At 61.6% G+C, this 18,375-nt stretch carries 15 protein-coding genes, 2 rRNA genes and 1 pseudogene; 13 read left to right on the plus strand and 5 right to left on the minus strand.

Annotated features, from left to right (window positions below; all coding sequences use genetic code 11):
* The first annotated feature begins 39 nt into the window (after nucleotides 1-39).
* The 8 genes from rrf (AD662_RS00745) (at nucleotide 40) to pgaD (ending at nucleotide 9,448) form a co-directional block, all read left to right on the plus strand.
* Nucleotides 40-155 (plus strand): 5S ribosomal RNA (rrf, locus tag AD662_RS00745).
* A gap of 107 nt (nucleotides 156-262) precedes the next feature.
* Nucleotides 263-378: ribosomal RNA gene (gene rrf, locus AD662_RS00750) — 5S ribosomal RNA — on the plus strand.
* 174 nt (nucleotides 379-552) lie between these two features.
* Entirely contained in the window at nucleotides 553-1,188 is a 636-nt protein-coding gene (locus AD662_RS00755) for a hypothetical protein (RefSeq protein WP_018606580.1), read from the plus strand.
* A gap of 157 nt (nucleotides 1,189-1,345) precedes the next feature.
* Nucleotides 1,346-2,851 carry a YdgA family protein gene (locus AD662_RS00760; protein ID WP_050585395.1) on the plus strand — a complete coding sequence of 502 codons (1,506 nt, stop codon included), beginning with the start codon at nucleotides 1,346-1,348 and terminating at the stop codon, nucleotides 2,849-2,851.
* A 246-nt stretch (nucleotides 2,852-3,097) separates the two neighbouring features.
* Nucleotides 3,098-5,578 (plus strand): poly-beta-1,6 N-acetyl-D-glucosamine export porin PgaA, encoded by a 2,481-nt coding sequence (gene pgaA, locus AD662_RS00765; RefSeq protein WP_053184911.1) that lies wholly within the window; start codon nucleotides 3,098-3,100, stop codon nucleotides 5,576-5,578.
* Nucleotides 5,579-5,590: 12 nt separating this feature from the next.
* Nucleotides 5,591-7,588 (plus strand): poly-beta-1,6-N-acetyl-D-glucosamine N-deacetylase PgaB, encoded by a 1,998-nt coding sequence (gene pgaB / locus AD662_RS00770; protein ID WP_053184913.1) that lies wholly within the window; start codon nucleotides 5,591-5,593, stop codon nucleotides 7,586-7,588.
* A 1-nt stretch (nucleotide 7,589) separates the two neighbouring features.
* Nucleotides 7,590-8,945, plus strand: coding sequence for a poly-beta-1,6-N-acetyl-D-glucosamine synthase (gene pgaC, locus AD662_RS00775; RefSeq protein WP_018606587.1), 1,356 nt, complete (start codon nucleotides 7,590-7,592; stop codon nucleotides 8,943-8,945).
* On the plus strand, nucleotides 8,942-9,448 hold the full coding sequence (pgaD, locus tag AD662_RS00780; RefSeq protein ID WP_053177495.1) for a poly-beta-1,6-N-acetyl-D-glucosamine biosynthesis protein PgaD: 507 nt from the start codon (nucleotides 8,942-8,944) through the stop codon (nucleotides 9,446-9,448). Before pgaC ends, pgaD begins: the two co-directional genes overlap by 4 nt.
* 55 nt (nucleotides 9,449-9,503) lie before the next feature.
* Here the strand turns inward: pgaD and AD662_RS00785 are convergent, their stop codons facing one another.
* Nucleotides 9,504-11,036, minus strand: a complete 1,533-nt coding sequence (locus AD662_RS00785) for an FAD-dependent oxidoreductase (protein ID WP_053184915.1) — start codon at nucleotides 11,034-11,036, stop codon at nucleotides 9,504-9,506.
* A 139-nt stretch (nucleotides 11,037-11,175) separates the two neighbouring features.
* On the opposite strand from AD662_RS00785, the gene AD662_RS00790 reads away from it, so the two are divergent.
* From AD662_RS00790 to AD662_RS00795, 3 genes are all read left to right on the plus strand, one after another.
* Complete coding sequence (locus tag AD662_RS00790) at nucleotides 11,176-11,736, plus strand: YbhB/YbcL family Raf kinase inhibitor-like protein (protein WP_018606595.1); 561 nt, start codon at nucleotides 11,176-11,178, stop codon at nucleotides 11,734-11,736.
* A gap of 156 nt (nucleotides 11,737-11,892) precedes the next feature.
* On the plus strand, nucleotides 11,893-12,066 hold the full coding sequence (locus AD662_RS29460) for a hypothetical protein (RefSeq protein ID WP_018606597.1): 174 nt from the start codon (nucleotides 11,893-11,895) through the stop codon (nucleotides 12,064-12,066).
* Between the two features lie 39 nt (nucleotides 12,067-12,105).
* On the plus strand, nucleotides 12,106-13,419 hold the full coding sequence (locus AD662_RS00795; RefSeq protein ID WP_053184917.1) for an MFS transporter: 1,314 nt from the start codon (nucleotides 12,106-12,108) through the stop codon (nucleotides 13,417-13,419).
* Between the two features lie 9 nt (nucleotides 13,420-13,428).
* Here AD662_RS00795 and AD662_RS00800 read toward each other — a convergent pair.
* The 4 genes and pseudogenes from AD662_RS00800 to AD662_RS00815 all read right to left on the minus strand — a co-directional run.
* Nucleotides 13,429-13,713, minus strand: a pseudogene (locus tag AD662_RS00800) (LysR substrate-binding domain-containing protein); the annotation flags it as partial.
* A 111-nt stretch (nucleotides 13,714-13,824) separates the two neighbouring features.
* Nucleotides 13,825-14,478, minus strand: coding sequence for a DUF799 domain-containing protein (locus AD662_RS00805; protein WP_053184919.1), 654 nt, complete (start codon nucleotides 14,476-14,478; stop codon nucleotides 13,825-13,827).
* Nucleotides 14,475-14,834 (minus strand): DUF4810 domain-containing protein, encoded by a 360-nt coding sequence (locus AD662_RS00810; RefSeq protein ID WP_053184921.1) that lies wholly within the window; start codon nucleotides 14,832-14,834, stop codon nucleotides 14,475-14,477. Before AD662_RS00810 ends, AD662_RS00805 begins: the two co-directional genes overlap by 4 nt.
* A 29-nt stretch (nucleotides 14,835-14,863) precedes the next feature.
* Nucleotides 14,864-15,487 (minus strand): CsgG/HfaB family protein, encoded by a 624-nt coding sequence (locus tag AD662_RS00815; protein WP_162493981.1) that lies wholly within the window; start codon nucleotides 15,485-15,487, stop codon nucleotides 14,864-14,866.
* A gap of 410 nt (nucleotides 15,488-15,897) precedes the next feature.
* Here AD662_RS00815 and AD662_RS00820 point away from each other — a divergent pair, with 410 nt between their 5' ends.
* Entirely contained in the window at nucleotides 15,898-16,479 is a 582-nt protein-coding gene (locus AD662_RS00820) for a hypothetical protein (RefSeq protein WP_018606612.1), read from the plus strand.
* Nucleotides 16,480-16,656: 177 nt separating this feature from the next.
* The gene (locus AD662_RS00825) at nucleotides 16,657-18,330 is read left to right on the plus strand and encodes a vWA domain-containing protein (protein ID WP_053184925.1); all 1,674 of its coding nucleotides are present in this window, start codon (nucleotides 16,657-16,659) and stop codon (nucleotides 18,328-18,330) included.
* Nucleotides 18,331-18,375 lie beyond the last annotated feature (45 nt).

The raw sequence follows: 18,375 nt of genomic DNA on the forward strand, positions 1-18,375 counted from the left end.
GAAGCGAGGCCAACGGGCCACGACTCAGTACCCGAATTTCTTGACGACCATAGAGCATTGGAACCACCTGATCCCATCCCGAACTCAGCAGTGAAACGATGCATCGCCGATGGTAGTGTGGGGTTTCCCCATGTGAGAGTAGGTCATCGTCAAGATTAAATTCCGAAACCCCTATCTGCTGATGCAGGTAGGGGTTTTGTTTTTAGTAGAAATCATCGATTTTACTGACACGTTGCTGTTGAACGGGTCGGTCACAGAATTTCTTGACGACCATAGAGCATTGGAACCACCTGATCCCATCCCGAACTCAGCAGTGAAACGATGCATCGCCGATGGTAGTGTGGGGTTTCCCCATGTGAGAGTAGGTCATCGTCAAGATTGAATTCCCAGAACCCCTGTCTGCATCAGCAGCCAGGGGTTTTGTCGTTTTGGGCCGGTAATCGGATCAAGCCCATGATGCCCCGGCAAACCCCCAATGCCGTTGCTATGCTGTGATAGTCGGGCCTTGGCGACCAAGGGCCCGCGACGTCACTGGTCATGGGGATTCCAATAATGAAAAACCCTTATGCTCCCGGCTTTTGGTGCGCCACCGCGGCATTGCTGCTGCTTTCGGCCACTTATTTCTATGGCGTCATGCTCACTCACCAGATCGACAAGGCGCTGCTGTTCCTCGATAGCGCGGCGGCGTTGATTGGCGTGATATCCATCGCAGTCGTGGCCTGGGCATCGCTTCAGGGCCAGCGCATCAAGAAAAAACACCTTGAACAAGGCAAGACTCTGGTGCTGATTTGGGACACCAAGGTGGCGCTGCGCCGCGTTGAAACGGTGTTTGATCGTTACTTCTGGGGCAGTTACTGGCAGCCTGGTCGCACATTCCAGGAAGTCATGGGCGAGCTCACCGGTACCCCGCTGGAAAAAAGCCTCGAAGCGCTGAAAACCCAGTGCGCTGCCCTGGACAAGCAAGTTACTCAGGAGGGCTGGCACTGGCTCAACAACGCCCGCGAGTTGTGCGATGTGGCTAACGCCATGGCCCGTGAGCGCTATCAACTGGACTTCTGCGACTCACGTACTGAGTCATCGGGTGCGGCAGTGATCAATCGCGATTTCGAAGTGCTGGTGTACACCTGGACGGCCCGTCTCAAGACTTTCGACCATCAGCTCGACGAGATCGAAGTCCAATATTCGTAGACCACCTCGCAAGAAAACGTTTTTACCCCTTTAAACATTGGGCCCGCAGGGGTGCCTGATGGTAATCTCCCCTCCTCTTTGCGGCGTCGAGCCACACCCTTCGCGGGTCACGGAAGACGACGGCTTTCTTCAACCATGGATATCGATCGGGTCACTCATGAATAAATCAGCAAGCGTACTTCTGGGAATCGTTGTGGCTGTCGGTGCTATCAGCGCGGGCGGCGCCTGGTACACCGGGACCAAACTCGAAGGCGTTTTGACGAACGCTATTGCCGACAGCAATAAGCAAATGCAGACAGCCTTGGCCGGTTCCAACAGCACTGCCACCCTGGAGCTGGTTTCCATGGACCGTGGAACGTTCAGCAGCACCGCCCACTACCGTCTCAAAGGCGAGGGCGAGATATTCGGCGGCGAGCCGGTTGAGCTGCTCTTCGTCGACCAGATCGAGCACGGTCCTCTGCCATTCTCGCGCTTGATTACGCTCAAGTGGCTGCCGGTCATGGCCACCAGTCACACCGCTCTTGAGCGCAATCCACTGACTGACAAGTGGTTCGCTGCGACCAAGGACCAGTCCCCGCTCAAGGGTGTGGTCAACCTGGGCTACGACGAGTCCATCAACGGCACCTACGAGCTGCTGCCATTGGAAACGAAGCTGGATGAGCAATCCCAGCTCACCTTCTCCGGCCTGAAATTTGACGTGGCCGCCAGTGCCCAAGGCCAGAAGATCAAGGCCGACGGCTACATGGACAGCTTCAAGTTGACCACCGTCGCCGAAGACCAGACTCCGGTGCAAGTCGAGCTGAACGGCCTGACATTGGCCAGCAACCTGAGCAAAAGCTCCTACGGTTACTATATGGGTGACAACACCCTGCTGCTGAGCAACACCAAGGCCACCTTCGGTGAGCCGAAGTCGGTGCTGGGCCTGAAGAACTTCGAGATGAAGAACAGCAGCACCGAGAGCGGCACCAGCGCTTCGGGGCGTGCCGATTACAAGATCGGTGAGCTGTCGTTCAACGACAAGACCATCGGTTCGGCGCAGATGGCAGTCAGCCTGAAGAACCTGGACATCCCGGCCACCATGTCGCTGATGCAGATTTACCAGACCAAGCTGCAACCCTACGAAAAAGCGGCTGCCGAGGCCGCAGCAACCGGTGAGCCGGCGCCAGAGCTGAGCCTGACCGAAGCTGAAGAAACGCAGGTCAAGGCCGACCTGGAGAAACTCCTGGCCGGCGCCCCGCAAGTGGCGCTGGAAAACCTGTCGTTCAACACCGCCAACGGTGAAAGCCGGGCCAGCCTGATCGTTGATCTGGCCAAGCCGCAGTCCATGGATTTGCCACCGGATGAGTTGGGCCGTCAGTTGCTCGCCCTGCTGGACTTCAATCTCAAGGTCTCCAAGCCGATGCTGGTGGACCTGATGACCGTACAGGCACAGATGGAAGGCCAGACGGACGCCAAGCTGATCGCCGATCAGGCCACTGCCACCAGCGATATGTTCAGCGCCATGGCAGTCGGTACTCAACTGGCGACCCTTGAAGGCAACGATGTTGTCACCAAGCTGCACTACGCCAACAATCAGGTCGATTTCAACGGCCAGAAGATGACCGTTGAGCAATTCACGGCATTCGTGATGAGTAAGCTGGGTGGTGGCGTCGCCATCCAGTAAGCCGTTCAAGCAACATCCAGAACCCGGCCCGTGCATGATGCATGGGCCGGGTTTTTTTACGCCCATCGATCAGCCCAGCGCCGAAATCTGTACCGATTCTGAAGAATTGTGGCGTTCCTGAAGATGATCCGCCTGAGAGTGCAAGACTAGGCCCATTAGAGCTTGGCTGGATTCCTTTGATCCGGCTTCCTGTTTGATGGGCAAGGGGGCACTGCGACCCGGCTGGCCATGTAAGGATGCTGACGAATGCCGCGTACTGTGGGTCCTTTTATTCAACGTGGTTTGCGCCCGTTGTTTCGCGTCGCGCTGTGCAGCCAATTGTGCTGGCCGATGCTGGCGTTTGCCGATACCGCCTATGACCAAATGGTGCTCGACGCTCGTGCAGGCCATTACACGCCTGCGCTGACCGTGTTGCGCCAGGTGCCGGCTGGCCAGGCCAGCACTGCGCAGATCAGCGACCACCTGCAGATCGCCAGTTGGGCCGGCCTCGACGCCGAGGTGGTGACGGTCTATGAGACCCAGGGCCGCCATCGAGCGCTGCCTGTCCAGGCGCTGACCACTACGGCTCGCGCCTATCGAAACCTCAAGCGTTGGGATTCGGCGCAAGAGCTGTACCGCCAGGCCTTGGTGATCGATCCAAAGAATCCCGACCTGCAACTCGGCCTGGCCTTGACCCAGGCCGATGGCGGTCAGCCCGACGAAGCCGTCACCCGCGCCAAGGCCATGGTCGCCGCCAAACCGGCAGACCCGATGCGTCGACTGGCGCTGGGTTATGCCCTGACCCGCGCCAACAACCCCCACGAAGCGCTGTTCGAATACGACCAGGCCTTCACCCGCGCGGGCAACAGCCCAGAGATTGCACGCGAATACATCTACGCCCTGCAACGCGCGCGGCTGCCCGAGCCGGCGCTGCGCCTGGCGCGTCTGCAGCCGGGGCTGATCGAACGTGGTGTGCAGCGCCGCCTGGAAGGTGACGTAGCAGCCGAACGGGTGCGCCTGGCGGACATGACCAGTCGCAGTGAACAGGAGCGCTTCGTCATTGCCGACCGCGCCCTGGCCGACTACGACAAGCTGCTCGCCACCTGGACCCCGGTGGCCGAGGCCCAAGACGACGTACTCCGTTGGCGCATCGATCGCATGGGCGCGCTCAATGCCCGCGCCCGTCGGGCTGAAGTGATTGCCGAATACCAGAAGCTGATCGCCGAGGGCGTGAGCATTCCCACGTATGCCCTGCGTTGGGTGGCTTCTTCCTACCTGGAGCAGCGTGAGCCGGAAATCGCCGTCGAGCTGTACCGCCGGGTTCTGATCGCGCCGGATGCCGATCCTGCGGAGCGCTTCGAGGACAGCACCGCGCTCTACTACGCGCTGCTGGAAAGTGAAAAATCCGCAGAGGCCCGCGCACTGGCCGAAGACATGGCGAAAGCCCAGCCTCCACGCGTCGAGCTCAAGGGCCTGCCGATCGGCAACCCCAACGATGAATGGATGGATGCCCAGCAACTCGCCGCCCAGGCTGGCACTTACGGCGCCGACCTGCCTTCTGCCGAAGCGCGCCTGGACACCCTGGTCAACCAAGGCCCCGGCAACACCGGCATGCGCCTGGCCCAGGCCGATCTGTACCAGGCCCGTGACTGGCCGCGCCGTTCGGAAAACCTGCTCAAGGAAGTCGAGGCCACGATCGCGCGCAACCGTGACCTGGAAATCGCCCAGGCCCGCGCCGCCATGGATTTGCAGGAATGGCGGCAGATGGATGCGCTGACCGACGACGTGGTCGCCCGCTATCCGGAAAACGCCCATGTCAAACGCCTGCAACGCCAGCGCGACGTACACGACATGGCCGAACTGCGCATCGAGGCCTACACCGGCAAGAGCTATGGCGGTGGTAACGGTGACGCCGGTGCCGTCACTGGCAGTCGGGACTTTGGTATCGAAACGCTGCTCTACAGCCCGCCCATCGATGAAGACTGGCGGCTGTTCGGCGGTGCTGGCTATGCCACCGGTGATTTCGAGGAAGGCACCGGCCACCATCGCTGGCAGCGCCTGGGCGTGGAGCGTCGCACCCGGGACATGACGCTGGAAGCGGAGGTCTCCAATCACTCCTATGGCTCCGGCGACAAGCAGGGCGCGCGACTGTCCGTGGCGCGGGACATCGACGACCACTGGCAGTACGGCGGCAGCCTGGATTACCTCTCGGCCAATACCCCGTTGCGAGCGCTCAACAGCGGCATTCGCGCCAACGGCGGTAGCGGTTTCGTACGCTGGCGGGCCAATGAAAGCCGCGAGTGGCGACTGGCTGTCAGCCCGTCCCATTTCAGCGATGGCAACAACCGCCTCGAAACCCAGCTGACCGGTCGCGAGGGCATCTACAGCGCGCCGCGCCTGCAAGTGGAGCTGGGGTTGGAAGTGGGTGCCAGCCGTAATAGCGGTTCCAACGAAGTGCCTTATTTCAATCCGAAATCGGATTTCAGCGTCATGCCGACCGTGAGCGCCAACCACGTGTTGTACCGCCGCTACGAAACCACGTGGAGCCAGCAGTTCCAGGTCGGTGCCGGTACCTACAGCCAGCGCGACTACAACACTGCGGCCATGGGATTGCTCAGCTACGGCCAGCGTTTCATCTGGAACGACGTGCTGGAGGCCGGTGCCGCGCTGAGCTGGCTCAACCGCCCCTACGACGGCGATCGCGAAAGCGATCTGCGCCTGCTTGTCGACCTCACCTATCGCTTCTAGAAGAGTTTGAAGATGCCTGTTATTTCGCGATTCATCCTTCTGCTGGGGGGCTTGCTGATCAGCGCTTGTGCCCAGCAAGCCCCGGCGTTCACGCCGCCCTCGCAGCGTCCGCTGGCGGCCAATGACGCCCCATGGCCAAAGAACCATGTGCTCGGCATCGCCTACCACGATGTCGATGACCGTGACCCGGACCAGGCGCTGGTGGCCGTGCGTACCGAACGCCTGATCGAGCAACTGGCGTGGCTGCGGGAAAACAACTACCAGCCGGTCACGGTGGATCAGATCATCACGGCCCGCAATGGCGGCCCGGAACTGCCGCCGCGTGCGGTGCTGCTGAGTTTCGACGACGGCTACGCAAGCTTCTACACCCGCGTCATGCCCATCCTGCGCGCCTATAACTGGCCGGCGATCCTCGCCCCGGTCGGCAGTTGGGTGGACACGCCGCTGAATCAAACGGTGGATTTCGCCGGGGTACCGCGCAAGCGTTCCGAGTTCCTGACCTGGGAGCAGATTCGCGAGGTTTCCAAATCGGGCCTGGTGGAAATCGCCGCCCACACCGACGCCAATCACAAAGGCATCCTCGCCAACCCGCAAGGCAACCAGCAACCCGCCGCGACCACCCGCCGCTACGACCCCGTCACCGGTCGTTATGAGGCCGAGGCCGATTTCCAGGCTCGCTTGCGCAAGGACGTGGCGGCCATTTCCGAGAAAATTCGCAAGGTCACCGGCTACAGCCCGCGCGTCTGGGTCTGGCCTTACGGTGAAGCCGACGGCACGGCGTTGCAGGTGATTGGCAGCGAGGGTTATCAAATGGCCCTGACCCTGGAAGACGGTCTCGACAGCCTGGGTAACTTGATGAGTGGCCCACGCTTCCTGGTGGCGTCCGATCCGGATGGCGCCCGTTTCGCCGAAAGCATCGTCTCCGTACAGACGATGGACCCGATGCGCGTGGTGCATGTCGACCTGGATTACGTCTACGACCCGGACCCGGTGCAGCAGGACGTCAATGTCGGCAAGTTGGTCCAGCGCATCTCCGACCTGGGCGCCAATACGGTGTTCCTGCAAGCCTTCGCCGACCCGAAAGGCGACGGCCTCGTGCATTCGTTGTACTTCCCCAACCGTCACCTGCCGGTACGTGCCGACCTGTTCGACCGGGTTGCATGGCAGTTGCGCACCCGGGCCAATGCCAAGGTCTATGCCTGGATGCCGGTGCTCAGTTTCGCCCTGGACGCGAAGCTTTCGCGGGTACAGCGCTGGGATCCGAAAACCGGCAAGACCGGCGTCGCCCCTGACCAATACGTGCGCCTGTCGCCATTCGACCCGAACGTGCGCAAAGTCATCGGCGAGATCTACCAGGACCTGGCGCGGATGAGCTCGTTGGATGGCGTTCTGTACCATGACGATGCGGTGTTCTCCGACTTCGAGGATGCCAGCCCTGCGGCCCTGAAAGTCTATGCCGCCCACGGTTTGCCGACGTCCATCGCCACCCTGCGGGACGATCCGGCGGCGATGCGACGCTGGACCCGCTTCAAGAGCCGCTACCTGATCGACTTCACCCATGAGCTGACCGCCAAGGTCCGGGCGATTCGCGGTCCGCAGATCCTGACGGCGCGCAATATCTTTGCCGAACCGATGCTCAATCCAGAAAGCGAAGCCTGGTTCGCCCAGAACCTCGATGACTTCCTCGGTGCCTACGACTGGACGGCACCGATGGCCATGCCGTTGATGGAAAACCAGACCCTCCAGCAATCCGGCCCCTGGCTCGATCGCCTGGTGGACACCGTCAAGGCCCGCCCCGGCGCGCTCAAGCGCACGGTGTTCGAATTGCAGGCCCGGGACTGGAACAGCAAGCCGGTCAGCGACATCGGCGGCAAACAATTGGCCGACTGGATGGGGCGTCTCAAGCGCAAAGGCGTGACCAGTTTCGGTTACTACCCGGACAACTTCATCGAAGACCAGCCCGCTGTGAAAACCGTGCGGCCGGCGCTCTCCAACAAGTGGAATCCTTGACATGCTCGACAGACTGCTCGCTCTGCTGGTGCTGGCGATCGTCCTCGGGGTGCCCCTGGGCCTGATCTTCCTGGTCACCGGGCAATTCCTGATGGACTTCGTGTTCTTTTACCCGCTGTTCATGTCCGGGCTGTGGATCGCCGGCGGCCTGTATTTCTGGCTGCACTGGGAGCGCCACTGGCCGTGGAAGGACGACACCTTGCCACCGCCCCTGGCCGGCGAGCCGTTGATCAGCATCCTGATCCCCTGCTTCAACGAAGGCGATAACGTCGCCGACACCATTCACGCGGCGCTGGGCCAGCATTACCCGAACATCGAAGTCATCGCCATCAACGACGGCTCCAAGGACAACACCGCCCAGATGCTTGATCGACTGGCAGCTGAAGACCCGCGCCTGCGCGTCTTGCACCTGGCAGAAAACCAGGGCAAGGCCGTGGCCCTGCGCATGGGCGCCATCGCGGCGCGCAGCGAATACCTGGTGTGCATCGACGGTGACGCGCTGCTGGCGCCGAACACTTGTGCTTACCTGGTGGCGCCGATGCTGGACAACGCCCGCCTCGGCGCGGTGACCGGCAACCCGCGCATCCGCACCCGCTCGACCTTGGTGGGCCGGGTCCAGGTCGGCGAATTTTCCTCGATCATCGGCCTGATCAAGCGCACCCAACGGGTGTTCGGGCGGATCTTCACTGTGTCCGGCGTGATCGTCGCGTTCCGTCGCACGGCCCTGCACCGGGTTGGCTACTGGAGCCCGGACATGATCACCGAAGACATCGACATCAGTTGGAAGCTGCAACTGGATCACTGGAGCATCTTCTACGAGCCGCGCGCGCTGTGCTGGATCCTCATGCCCGAAACCCTGCGCGGCCTGTGGCGGCAACGGCTGCGCTGGGCCCAGGGTGGTGCGGAAGTGCTGTTCAAGAACATCCGTGGCATCTGGCAATACCGCCACCGCTACCTGTGGCCGTTGTTGTTCGAATATTGCCTGTCCACCGGTTGGGCGTTCACGTTCCTGCTGTCGGTGATTTTCTGGGGCGCCGGCAAATTCGTCGAAATGCCGGCGGCCATCGCGGTCGATCACCTCATGCCGCCAGCCTTCACCGGGTTGTTGCTGGCGGTGGTGTGCCTGCTGCAGTTCGCGGTGAGCATCCTGATTGATCGGCGTTACGAAAAAGGCCTCTGGCACATCATGTTCTGGGTGGTCTGGTACCCGTTGGTGTTCTGGCTGATCAGCCTGTTCACCACCTTGGTGAGTTTCCCCAAAGTGCTGTTTGGGCAGCATCAGAAGCGTGCGCGCTGGATCAGTCCGGATCGCGGTATCAAACCGTTCGATGATCAGGAAGAGGAAGTGATCCGATGAAAATTATCAGGACCCGGCAACGGCCTTTTCTGGTGCTCATCGATGCGTTTTTTACCGTGCTGGCGTGGGTGGGGCTGTTGTACCTGCTGGTCAATGGGCTGTGGCCGCTGTTCGCGAGCCAGGCCGGTCCGCGCCCGGGAGGGTCCCTGTTCGATACCCTGGGGACCTTGCAGGTCTATGGCTGGATCGCGTTGGTCAACGCGGTGCTATTGATTACCTGGGCGCGTTACCAACAGCGCAAAAGCCGTAGCTTCGCCCAGCGCCGGTCGCCGGCCCCGGTAGTGAATGACCAGGGCTTGAGCGCCAGTTTCAAGTTGACCGACGAGCGCCTGGACACGCTGCGCCAGCCTGGCTCGAAGATCATCCATAACAACCAGGACGGCGACATCAGCCACGTCGTGCCGCACTTCCACTTGCTCACCCCCGACTTGCAGCCACCGCCCCTGGCGCCAATGGAGCGGCCTTGCGTGATTCACCTGCCGGCCGATCAGTCCGTGCATTGACGCCATCGCGAGCAAGCTCGCTCCCACAGGGGATTTTGGGGTGTGTGGGACAGATCTACGACGAGAAGTCCCGGATCAGCCGCCATGCCTCGTCCACCGGCAACGGTTGTTTCATGCGCTGGGCCAACGCCGCCATGGCCCGGCCTTCATCACAGGCCACCGCGGCGACAACGAGGCCGTCCTTGCCCAGCAGGGCAATAAAGGGTGGTTGCTCGGGCGTGCCCTTGAATTCCACTTCGTCCCAGTGCTCGGCGTGGCCAAGATAGTCGTAGCGTTTGCCAAAGTGATAGGTCCAGAAAAACGGCACGTCCAGGTAGTGCTCGTCGCCGCCGAGCATGTTCGCAGCGGCAATGCGGGCCTGTTGCTGGGCCAGGCGCCAATGCTCGATACGCTGGGGCTGGCCGTTGAGGGGGAAGGTGGCGATATCACCGACAGCCCATAAGCCATCAGTCACTCGCATGCCCGCGTCGACGGACAGTGACTGGTCCTGTTCCCGTGGCAACCCGGCAAAGGCCTCGGTGGCCGGGCGCACGCCGACGCCAATGATCACCAGGTCCGCGGCAACGCGCTGGCCGTTATCCAGCACCACGGCTTCGACCTTACCCACCCCCTCGATCTGCGCCGCTTCGCTGTCGGTGCGGTACACCACACCATTGGCTCGATGTCTGGCCAGGATGGCCTGGCCGACGCTCTCGCCCAACTGCGCGGCGAACGGCACCGGATGCCGGGCCAGGACGGTGACGTCCAGCTCGCGCTTGCGCAGGGACGAGGCCACCTCCATGGCGATGAAACTGTCGCCGATGATCACCACCTGTTGCCCGGGCCGGACCGTGTCGAGAATCTGCCGGGCGTGGGCGATCGAACGCAGCACGAAGACTTGCGGCAAATCGATGCCCGGTAGCGCCGGCGTCTTGGGTACCCCGCCAGTGGCAATCAGCGCGGCGTCGTAGTCCAGATGCCGGCCATCGACGAGCTGGATTTGCCGAGCGTCGGGGTCCAAATGGGTGACCTCGCCATGGAGCCTTTCGATGCGTTGCTGGGTGAAATAGGTTTCATCGCGCAGCGGCGCCATCTCGTTGACCGCCATGTCGCCAGCCAATACATACTTGCTCAGCACCGTACGGTCGTAGCCGGCTTCGGCCTCGCGGTCGATCATCAGGATTCGTCCGCCAAAACCCTTCTCGCGCAACGCCGCCGCGCAAGCCGTGCCGGCGGCACCGGCGCCGATGATGACAAACGTGCGCGGGTCATCGGCCGGTGGGACTTTATCGGTTGGCAACGGTTGATCGTCGACCCAGACGTCACCGTCCCGGACCTCGACGTGATAGCGCGCGAGGCTGTCGAGGGCCGGCGGTTCACACAGGGCGCCGTCTTCAGCGCGGAACGCGGCCTTGTGCCACGGGCAAATCAGCCTTCCATGGCACACCGCGCCCTTGGCCAGTGGTGCGCCGGCGTGCGGGCATTTGCCCTGGAAGGCGCGCACCTGATCGCCAGAGCGCAACAGTAGGATGGACGTGTCGTCGATTTTGACTTCGAGGCCGCGGTCTTCACGAACATCGGCGAAACGGGCGACTTGATGCAGAGACATGGTCATTCTCCGGCAGGCGTTTCTCTTTGGATTCGCAGGACCGGAACGAGTTTCAGCGTAATTGTCACTGCACCCTTGGCGAAGCTGCGGCTATAGTTTGCAAGCCGTCCATGGCCTGACACGCACAAGGTGCCCCGGTATGACCCGATTGAACCCTCTCACCCCTTGGCTGGCGGCTGTCGCCCTGGTGCTGTGTGCACAAGGGGCTGCCCAGGCCGAGGAGCGTTTTACCCTCAGCATCCCCGGTGTGTCGGACGACCGCCTCTTCACGGCGGCGGCAGCCAGTGATGCCAACACCTGTGGTGGCAAGAACATTTCTCCGGCCCTGAGCTGGAACGCCGGCCCGCCCGGCACCCTCAGCTACGCCATCGTCATGTTGGACCCGGACGGTCAAAGGGGCCAAGGTGTCGACCACTGGGTCCACTACGGTATCAAGGCCACCACGCGGCAGATTCCGACGGGCGCCGGCACCAAGTCCTCGTTGGAAGGCATGAGCGGTATCAACAGCAAGAACACCCACGGCTACATCGGCCCTTGCCCGCCTGTCGGCGACAGCGCTCACCACTACCTGATCCAGCTTTTCGCTCTGGACCTGCCGCCGGAAGCCCTGCCCGCCGACCTCACTCGCGCCCAACTGATGGAAAAAATCAAAGGTCACGTCCTGCGCAACAGCAGCGTAGTGCGCCGCTACCACCGCTGACTCGAACAGCACAAAACCCCTATGGCCAGGGAGCTTGCTCCCGCTGGGCTGCGAAGCAGCTCCCCACAGTAGCGCTGACGCCCCGACACAAAATTGGCATCACACGCCAAAAGCGAGCACTATCGAGCTCCTGTTCACTCATGCCGGAGGATGGCGATGACGCAGAAACCCGACGGCATCGCCCGCCTCCTGAACTGCCCCACCAAGGGCGACGAGATACGCCGGGCCATCGCCCAGAGCCGCAAGGATTTCCTGCCTGTCGACGAGGCCGAAGACGCCGAGCCAGGCCAGCCACCGGTTCAACCGGTGGACCATGATCGCGACGACTGAGCCGTCGCCCTCTCTCAAACTTATTGTTCAACTCTGCCTATGACTGCCACCCCTGTTCTACCCGGTGACCGATTCAGCCGATCCGATTACAAGACCCTGGGCCTGGCCGCCTTGGGAGGCGCGCTGGAGATCTACGATTTCATCATCTTCGTCTTCTTTGCCCTGACCCTCAGCCAGTTGTTCTTCCCGCCGGAAATGCCCGATTGGCTGCGCTTGCTGCAAAGCTTCGGGATTTTCGCCACCGGCTACCTGGCCCGGCCCCTGGGCGGCATTCTCATGGCGCACTTCGCCGATCGCCTGGGGCGCAAGCGGGTGTTCAGCCTGAGCATCCTGATGATGGCCTTGCCGTGCCTGCTCATCGGCGTGATGCCGACCTACGCGCAAATCGGTTATTTCGCGCCGTTGTTGCTGCTGGCGCTGCGCATCCTGCAGGGCGCGGCGGTGGGCGGTGAGGTGCCCAGCGCCTGGGTGTTCGTGGCCGAACATGCTCCGCTGCATCATCGTGGCTATGCCCTGGGTTTCCTCCAGGCCGGCCTGACCTTCGGCTACTTGCTGGGCGCCTTGACCGCAACGGCGCTGGCGCGGATCTACACGCCGGAAGAGATTCTCGATTACGCCTGGCGCCTGCCGTTCCTGCTGGGAGGCGTCTTTGGCGTGATCGGTGTCTGGTTGCGTCGCTGGCTGAGCGAAACGCCGATCTTCATGGCCCTGCAAGCCAATCGCGAAGGCGCTGCGGAACTGCCGTTGCGCACGGTCCTGCGCGACCACCGCCAGGCGTTGCTGCCCGCCGCCATCCTGACCTGCGTGCTGACCTCTGCCGTGGTGGTGTTCGTGGTCATCACCCCGACCGTGATGCAGAAAAGCTTCGGCATGACCCCCAGCCACACCTTCGCCCTGAGCAGCCTGGGCATCGTCTTCCTGAACATCGGCTGCGTCCTGGCTGGGCTCATCGTCGACCGCATCGGCGCCTGGCGCACCGTCATGCTCTACAGCCTGCTGCTGCCCCTGGGCATCGCCGTGCTCTACGCCAGCCTGATCAGCGGCAGCGCCTGGCTGGGCCTGGCCTACGCCGTGGCCGGGCTGAGTTGCGGTGTGGTTGGTGCGGTGCCGTCGGTGATGGTCAGCCTGTTCCCGCCGAAGATCCGCGTGTCCGGCATCTCGCTCACCTACAACATCGCCTATGCGCTATGGGCCAGCATGACCCCGTTGATGCTGATTGCGCTGGTGCCGTGGAGCCCATGGGTGTGCGTGGCCTATTGCGGTGTGATGGGCGCGGTGGGCGTGGCTGCGGCGGCGTATTTTCCCGGGCGGCATGGGAAGGCTGCGCAGCCGTCATTGGCCTGTGAATCCTGATCCGGCTGTTCAAAGACGCTCGCGCAAAAAATCCACAAAGGCCCGGGTTCGTGCCGAGCGGCGTCGGTCCTGACTGAACACGGCGCTGATGGGCAGCGCCGGCGGCTGGTAATCGGCAAGCACGGTGCAGACGGTTCCCTGGCGAACATCGGCCGCGAACAACCACTGCGGTGACAGCGAAACGCCCAGCCCCGACAGCACCATTTCCCGAATCGCCTCGCTGCTGTTGCAGGTGACGTTGCCCTTGATCGTTACGCTGTGCTGTCGGCCATCCTGGTCGGGCTGTCGCCGAGGGAAATCGCTACCAGCCGCACGAACACCAGAATCGCATCGAGCGAATCCTTGAGCACTGAAAGGACATTACCTGGCCACCCCATGGTGGCCAGGCGGTTTATCGCAGATAGATCAATCCGAACCATATTTTGGCGAACGCGGCCCGTACAGGATCCCGGTGCGCTGACCCGCCGACAGCAGACGCGCACTGGTAATACCGGCAATCGGGTGGCCAGCGTCAGTGGAACTGTTGATGATTTGCTTGACCGCCGCAGTGATCAGCATACCAACCAGCCCGCCACCGCTGTTGTTTCCGCCCTCTTCACTGGAGGCGCGAGCCGAGCCGGTCCACAGGGTGATGCCTGTGCGCAGGTCCACCAGCTTGGCCGAAGCGGTGACCGCCGTTTCACTGGAGATCAGCATGTAGCGGGTGCCGTACTCCGTGATAGTGATGTACAACGCCGCGTCGGCGCCGAAAATCTCATGCAGTTTGGCCGGAGCCACGCCTTGGATGTCATTTGCCGTCGTCAGGCCATTCTGGCGGAAGGTTTCGTCCACCAGTGCAATCGGTAACACGTAGTAGCCGGCTTCGGCCAACGGGTAAGTGACTTGAGAGACGAGACTGTAGGACGCTTGCACCTCAGGTGATTCATTGATCGGCGGCAACACCAGGATCGACTTGGGTCGTGCCTGCTTGAAGGCCGAATAGTCAACGGTCTTGGGGGCGGCACAGCCGCCCAGCAACGCCAGGGCCAGCAGGGCGCCCGTCAGTTTCAAAAGGCTCATTTGACGTCTCCGGTCTTGGCGTTCTTGAGCAGCATGTCCATGTATGCGGCAGACTCAGGGAACAGCGCCTTCTCGGTGCGTAACTCCTGCACCATCTGGTCATCCTTGCCCATGCTCAGGTACAGCATGCCCAAGTGGGCGTGGTAACCCGGCGGCGCTTTTCGGCCACTGGCGTTGATCTTTTGCAGGTCCCGCTCCAATGCTTCGACCTGGGCTTCCTTGGGCTCACCCTTGAAATATTCGTAGACCTGCGGCTGATAGCTTTCCCATTGATACAAACCCTGAGGCGCCGTCTGGCACCCGGCGACCGTCGCGACTGCTGTCAGCATCAGCGCCAACTTCACTACCTTATTCATCCGTGTACAGCTCCTTGGGTACGGGTTATTCAGTTGCGCGGGTTCCAGGCGCCGGCATTGATGCCATCCACCAGGCGGTTGATCGCTTCGCGCATGGCCAGGTCCAGGACTTTGCCATTGAGGGTGGAGTCGTAGCTGGCGGTGCCGCCGAAACCAATGACTTCACGGTTGGACAAGGCGTATTCACCGGCGCCCTGAGTGGAATACACCACTTCGGAAGTGCTGATGTTGACCACGTTCAGGTTGACCTTGGCGTAGGCCACCTGGGTCTTGCCGCGACCGAGGATGCCGAACAACTGGCGGTCGCCGGTCTCTTTGCGGCCGAACTCGGTCACATCGCCGGTCACTACGTAGTCAGCGCCCTTGAGCTTCTGAGCTGTACCCTTGATCGCGGCTTCCTGGGAGATCTCACTCATGTTGTCGCGGTCCAACACGCTGAAGCGGTTGGTCTGCTGCAGGTGAGTGATCAAGATAGTCTTGGCCTGACCACCAAGACGATCAACGCCGTCGGAAAAGATCCCGCGCATGTAACTGGAGCGGTTATCGAACTTGCCCACGGCGATCGGTACGCGCTGGCCGGCATAGGCAATACTGGCGCTGGCGACTTTTTCCACCGGCAGTGCCCGGGAGCTTTCCGAGGCACAACCGGCCATGGTCAGCAGCGCTGCGGCGATCAGGCCCGACAGCAGGATGGGGGACGGTAGTTTCACGTGATGCTCCTGAAGTGAAGAGTCAACAAATTGCAGCAGGTATGCAGGAAAGAATGCTGAGGTCGTCCTTGAAGACGTGATAGCACAATGGCGGCGGCATTTTACGAGGTTCATATCGCTTCTCAAACTGTTTTCGCTTCAGCAAGGTTTGCCGCAACTGACTTGTCCCGGCAACATCCGTTCTTGAAAGTCCGGGTTTTAGCGATGCCACCCTCAAGGCCATAGAGTTCCGCTTCCTGGATATCGCAGGGGGGCCGAGCGCATGCCGTAAGGCCAGACAACTTGAGCGCTCATTCAAACCCCGTAGAATGCAGCCGCCACTATGCCGCTACCTCTCAAGGACGAATTCAAACATGCGAGTTTTTACCCTGTTGCTGGCCCTCTGTCTTATGGCAGGTTGCGCTTCGAAGCCCGATTACTACATTTCCCCTGCGCCGGTGGCGATCCCTGAGACCGCCACCTATTGGATCGACACGTTCAACGTTGAAGTCGTCGGCAAAAACGAACGCTTCCTGCCCGACGAAAAAGTTCGCGACCAGTTGCACACCGACCTGATCGTCCGTCTGCTCGACGGCAATCGTTATGCCTCCAGCAAGGAAACCGCTGACTATCTGCTGGACGTCAACGCCGTCTATGCGCGCCGGATTCAAGACACCCAAGGTGGTCTCATGAACAAGATCGTTGCCGACGGTACGTATCTGGCCAGTGTCGATTTCAATTATCAGGTCAAGGTGAAGAAGGCCGGTGTCGAAGTGCTGCACTTTGCCCAGGCCCGCCAGGGGCTGATGCCGGGAGGGGCGGTCGGGCAACTTGAGGCCATGAGAGGCATTGCGGGCGCCCTGACGAACAGAGGCAATTCTGATGTCGAAGACTATTACACCGGTCATTTGAGCGGATTCATCGACGACGACCTGCGGGGCATTCCGTCCCGCTAACAATGCCTGCTGCAACGGGCTGGCGATTGGTCCGATCGCGGTAACGGCCTGGCCACTTTGGGGGTGGCCAGCGCGGTTTTTTTCAGCGCGCCAAAAAAATTCCTGGTCGTTAACCCGAATCTCGTGTGCCTTGCGTCTGAGCTTGTGTACGAATCATTCATTCACGAGGTTCAGCCCATGTCCCGTCCACTTCTCTTTATGCGTCCTGCTGCCCAGGGCTTCGCCGTGACTTTGCTGGTGGCGTTGGCCGGTTGTGGGTTGTCTTCCCGAGAGGCTGCCAAGCAGTCCGAACCGGTGGCCGTGGCGCCCAGCGTTGTGCCGCAAGGCGAGATCGCCGAAGTGCGTCAGTCGACGGTCAAGCGCATGCTCATGAAGCCGGCAGCGATGCCCGCCCCCAGTGTGGCGAACGATGCCATCGCCGGGGGGTACCGTGCCGAGCCGCGTGAACAGTACGAAAAACTGCCGGACAACCCGATTCACAGCGTGGCCGAAACGCCGGTCTCGACCTTCAGCGTGGATGTCGATACCGGCAGCTATGCCAATGTGCGACGTTTGCTCAATCAAGGCAGCCTGCCCCCCGAAGGTGCCGTGCGGCTGGAGGAAATGGTCAATTATTTTTCGTATAGCTATGCCCTGCCTACCGACGGTTCACCCTTTGGCGTGACCACCGAAGTGGCCCCGTCACCGTGGAACCCCCACACCCGCTTGCTGCGCATCGGCATCAAGGCCAGCGACCGCGCCGTGGCGGATCTGGCGCCGGCCAACCTGGTCTTCCTGGTGGACGTTTCCGGCTCCATGGATCGTCGCGAAGGGCTGCCGCTGGTCAAGAGCACGCTGAAACTGCTGGTGGATCAATTGCGTGACCAGGACCGGGTGTCCCTGGTGGTCTATGCCGGTGAGTCCCGGGTGGTGCTCAAGCCCACCTCGGGGCGCGACAAGGTGACCATCCGCAATGCCATCGATCAACTCGACGCCGGTGGTTCCACCGCGGGCGCCTCGGGTATCGAACTGGCCTACCAGATGGCCCGGGAGAGCTTCATCGACAAAGGCATCAACCGCATCCTGCTGGCCACCGATGGCGACTTCAACGTCGGTGTCAGTGATTTCGACAGCCTCAAGCAGATGGCGGTGGACCAGCGCAAAAGCGGCGTCTCGCTGACGACGCTGGGCTTCGGTGTGGATAACTACAACGAACACCTGATGGAGCAATTGGCCGATGCTGGTGACGGTAACTACGCCTACATCGACAACCTGCTCGAGGCGCGCAAAGTCTTGGTCGATCAGCTCAGCTCCACCCTGGCGGTGGTGGCGCGGGATGTGAAGTTGCAGGTGGAGTTCAACCCCGCCCAGGTCAGTGAGTATCGCCTGCTCGGTTATGAGAATCGCGCGTTGAAGCGTGAGGATTTCAACAACGACAAGGTCGACGCGGGCGAGATCGGTGCCGGGCATACGGTGACGGCCTTGTATGAAATTGTCCCGAAGGGCCAGCCAGGCTGGTTGGAGCCGCTGCGCTATGCCAGCACGCCCCAGTCGGAGGGTAAGTCAGGCGAATTGGCGATGCTGCGCGTACGCTACAAACCTGCTGAGGGCGGTAGCAGTCGATTGATCGAGCATCCGATTGCGGGCGTGCAGGACGAACACAAGGCCAGCGATGACCTGCGTTTCTCGGCCGCCGTGGCGGCCTTCGCCCAGCAGCTCAAGGGGGATGGGCGCTACACTGGGACGATGAGCTTGAAGGACACCGCGCAATTGGCCCGCTCGGCCCGCGGTGAAGACCCGTTTGGGCTGCGTGCCGAGTTTGTGCAGTTGGTGGAGCTGGCCCAGAGCCTCGAGCCTGCGGCCAAGCGCTGATCCCGAGCACAACGGGGATCAAAAATGTGGGAGCTGGCTTGCCTG

The organism is Pseudomonas kilonensis, from assembly GCF_001269885.1.
Lineage (GTDB): Bacteria > Pseudomonadota > Gammaproteobacteria > Pseudomonadales > Pseudomonadaceae > Aquipseudomonas > Aquipseudomonas kilonensis.

Excerpts from the sequence above, each read along its gene's own strand:
- AD662_RS00810 (WP_053184921.1), bottom strand. The coding sequence starts at position 14,834 with ATGAATAAGGTAGTGAAGTTGGCGCTGATGCTGACAGCAGTCGCGACG.
- AD662_RS29460 (WP_018606597.1), top strand. The coding sequence starts at position 11,893 with ATGACGCAGAAACCCGACGGCATCGCCCGCCTCCTGAACTGCCCCACC.
- AD662_RS00785 (WP_053184915.1), bottom strand. The coding sequence starts at position 11,036 with ATGTCTCTGCATCAAGTCGCCCGTTTCGCCGATGTTCGTGAAGACCGC.
- AD662_RS00790 (WP_018606595.1), top strand. The coding sequence starts at position 11,176 with ATGACCCGATTGAACCCTCTCACCCCTTGGCTGGCGGCTGTCGCCCTG.
- AD662_RS00805 (WP_053184919.1), bottom strand. The coding sequence starts at position 14,478 with ATGAGCCTTTTGAAACTGACGGGCGCCCTGCTGGCCCTGGCGTTGCTG.
- pgaB (WP_053184913.1), top strand. The coding sequence starts at position 5,591 with ATGCCTGTTATTTCGCGATTCATCCTTCTGCTGGGGGGCTTGCTGATC.
- AD662_RS00825 (WP_053184925.1), top strand. The coding sequence starts at position 16,657 with ATGTCCCGTCCACTTCTCTTTATGCGTCCTGCTGCCCAGGGCTTCGCC.
- AD662_RS00760 (WP_050585395.1), top strand. The coding sequence starts at position 1,346 with ATGAATAAATCAGCAAGCGTACTTCTGGGAATCGTTGTGGCTGTCGGT.
- AD662_RS00755 (WP_018606580.1), top strand. The coding sequence starts at position 553 with ATGAAAAACCCTTATGCTCCCGGCTTTTGGTGCGCCACCGCGGCATTG.
- AD662_RS00820 (WP_018606612.1), top strand. The coding sequence starts at position 15,898 with ATGCGAGTTTTTACCCTGTTGCTGGCCCTCTGTCTTATGGCAGGTTGC.
- pgaC (WP_018606587.1), top strand. The coding sequence starts at position 7,590 with ATGCTCGACAGACTGCTCGCTCTGCTGGTGCTGGCGATCGTCCTCGGG.
- pgaA (WP_053184911.1), top strand. The coding sequence starts at position 3,098 with ATGCCGCGTACTGTGGGTCCTTTTATTCAACGTGGTTTGCGCCCGTTG.
- pgaD (WP_053177495.1), top strand. The coding sequence starts at position 8,942 with ATGAAAATTATCAGGACCCGGCAACGGCCTTTTCTGGTGCTCATCGAT.
- AD662_RS00815 (WP_162493981.1), bottom strand. The coding sequence starts at position 15,487 with ATGGCCGGTTGTGCCTCGGAAAGCTCCCGGGCACTGCCGGTGGAAAAA.
- AD662_RS00795 (WP_053184917.1), top strand. The coding sequence starts at position 12,106 with ATGACTGCCACCCCTGTTCTACCCGGTGACCGATTCAGCCGATCCGAT.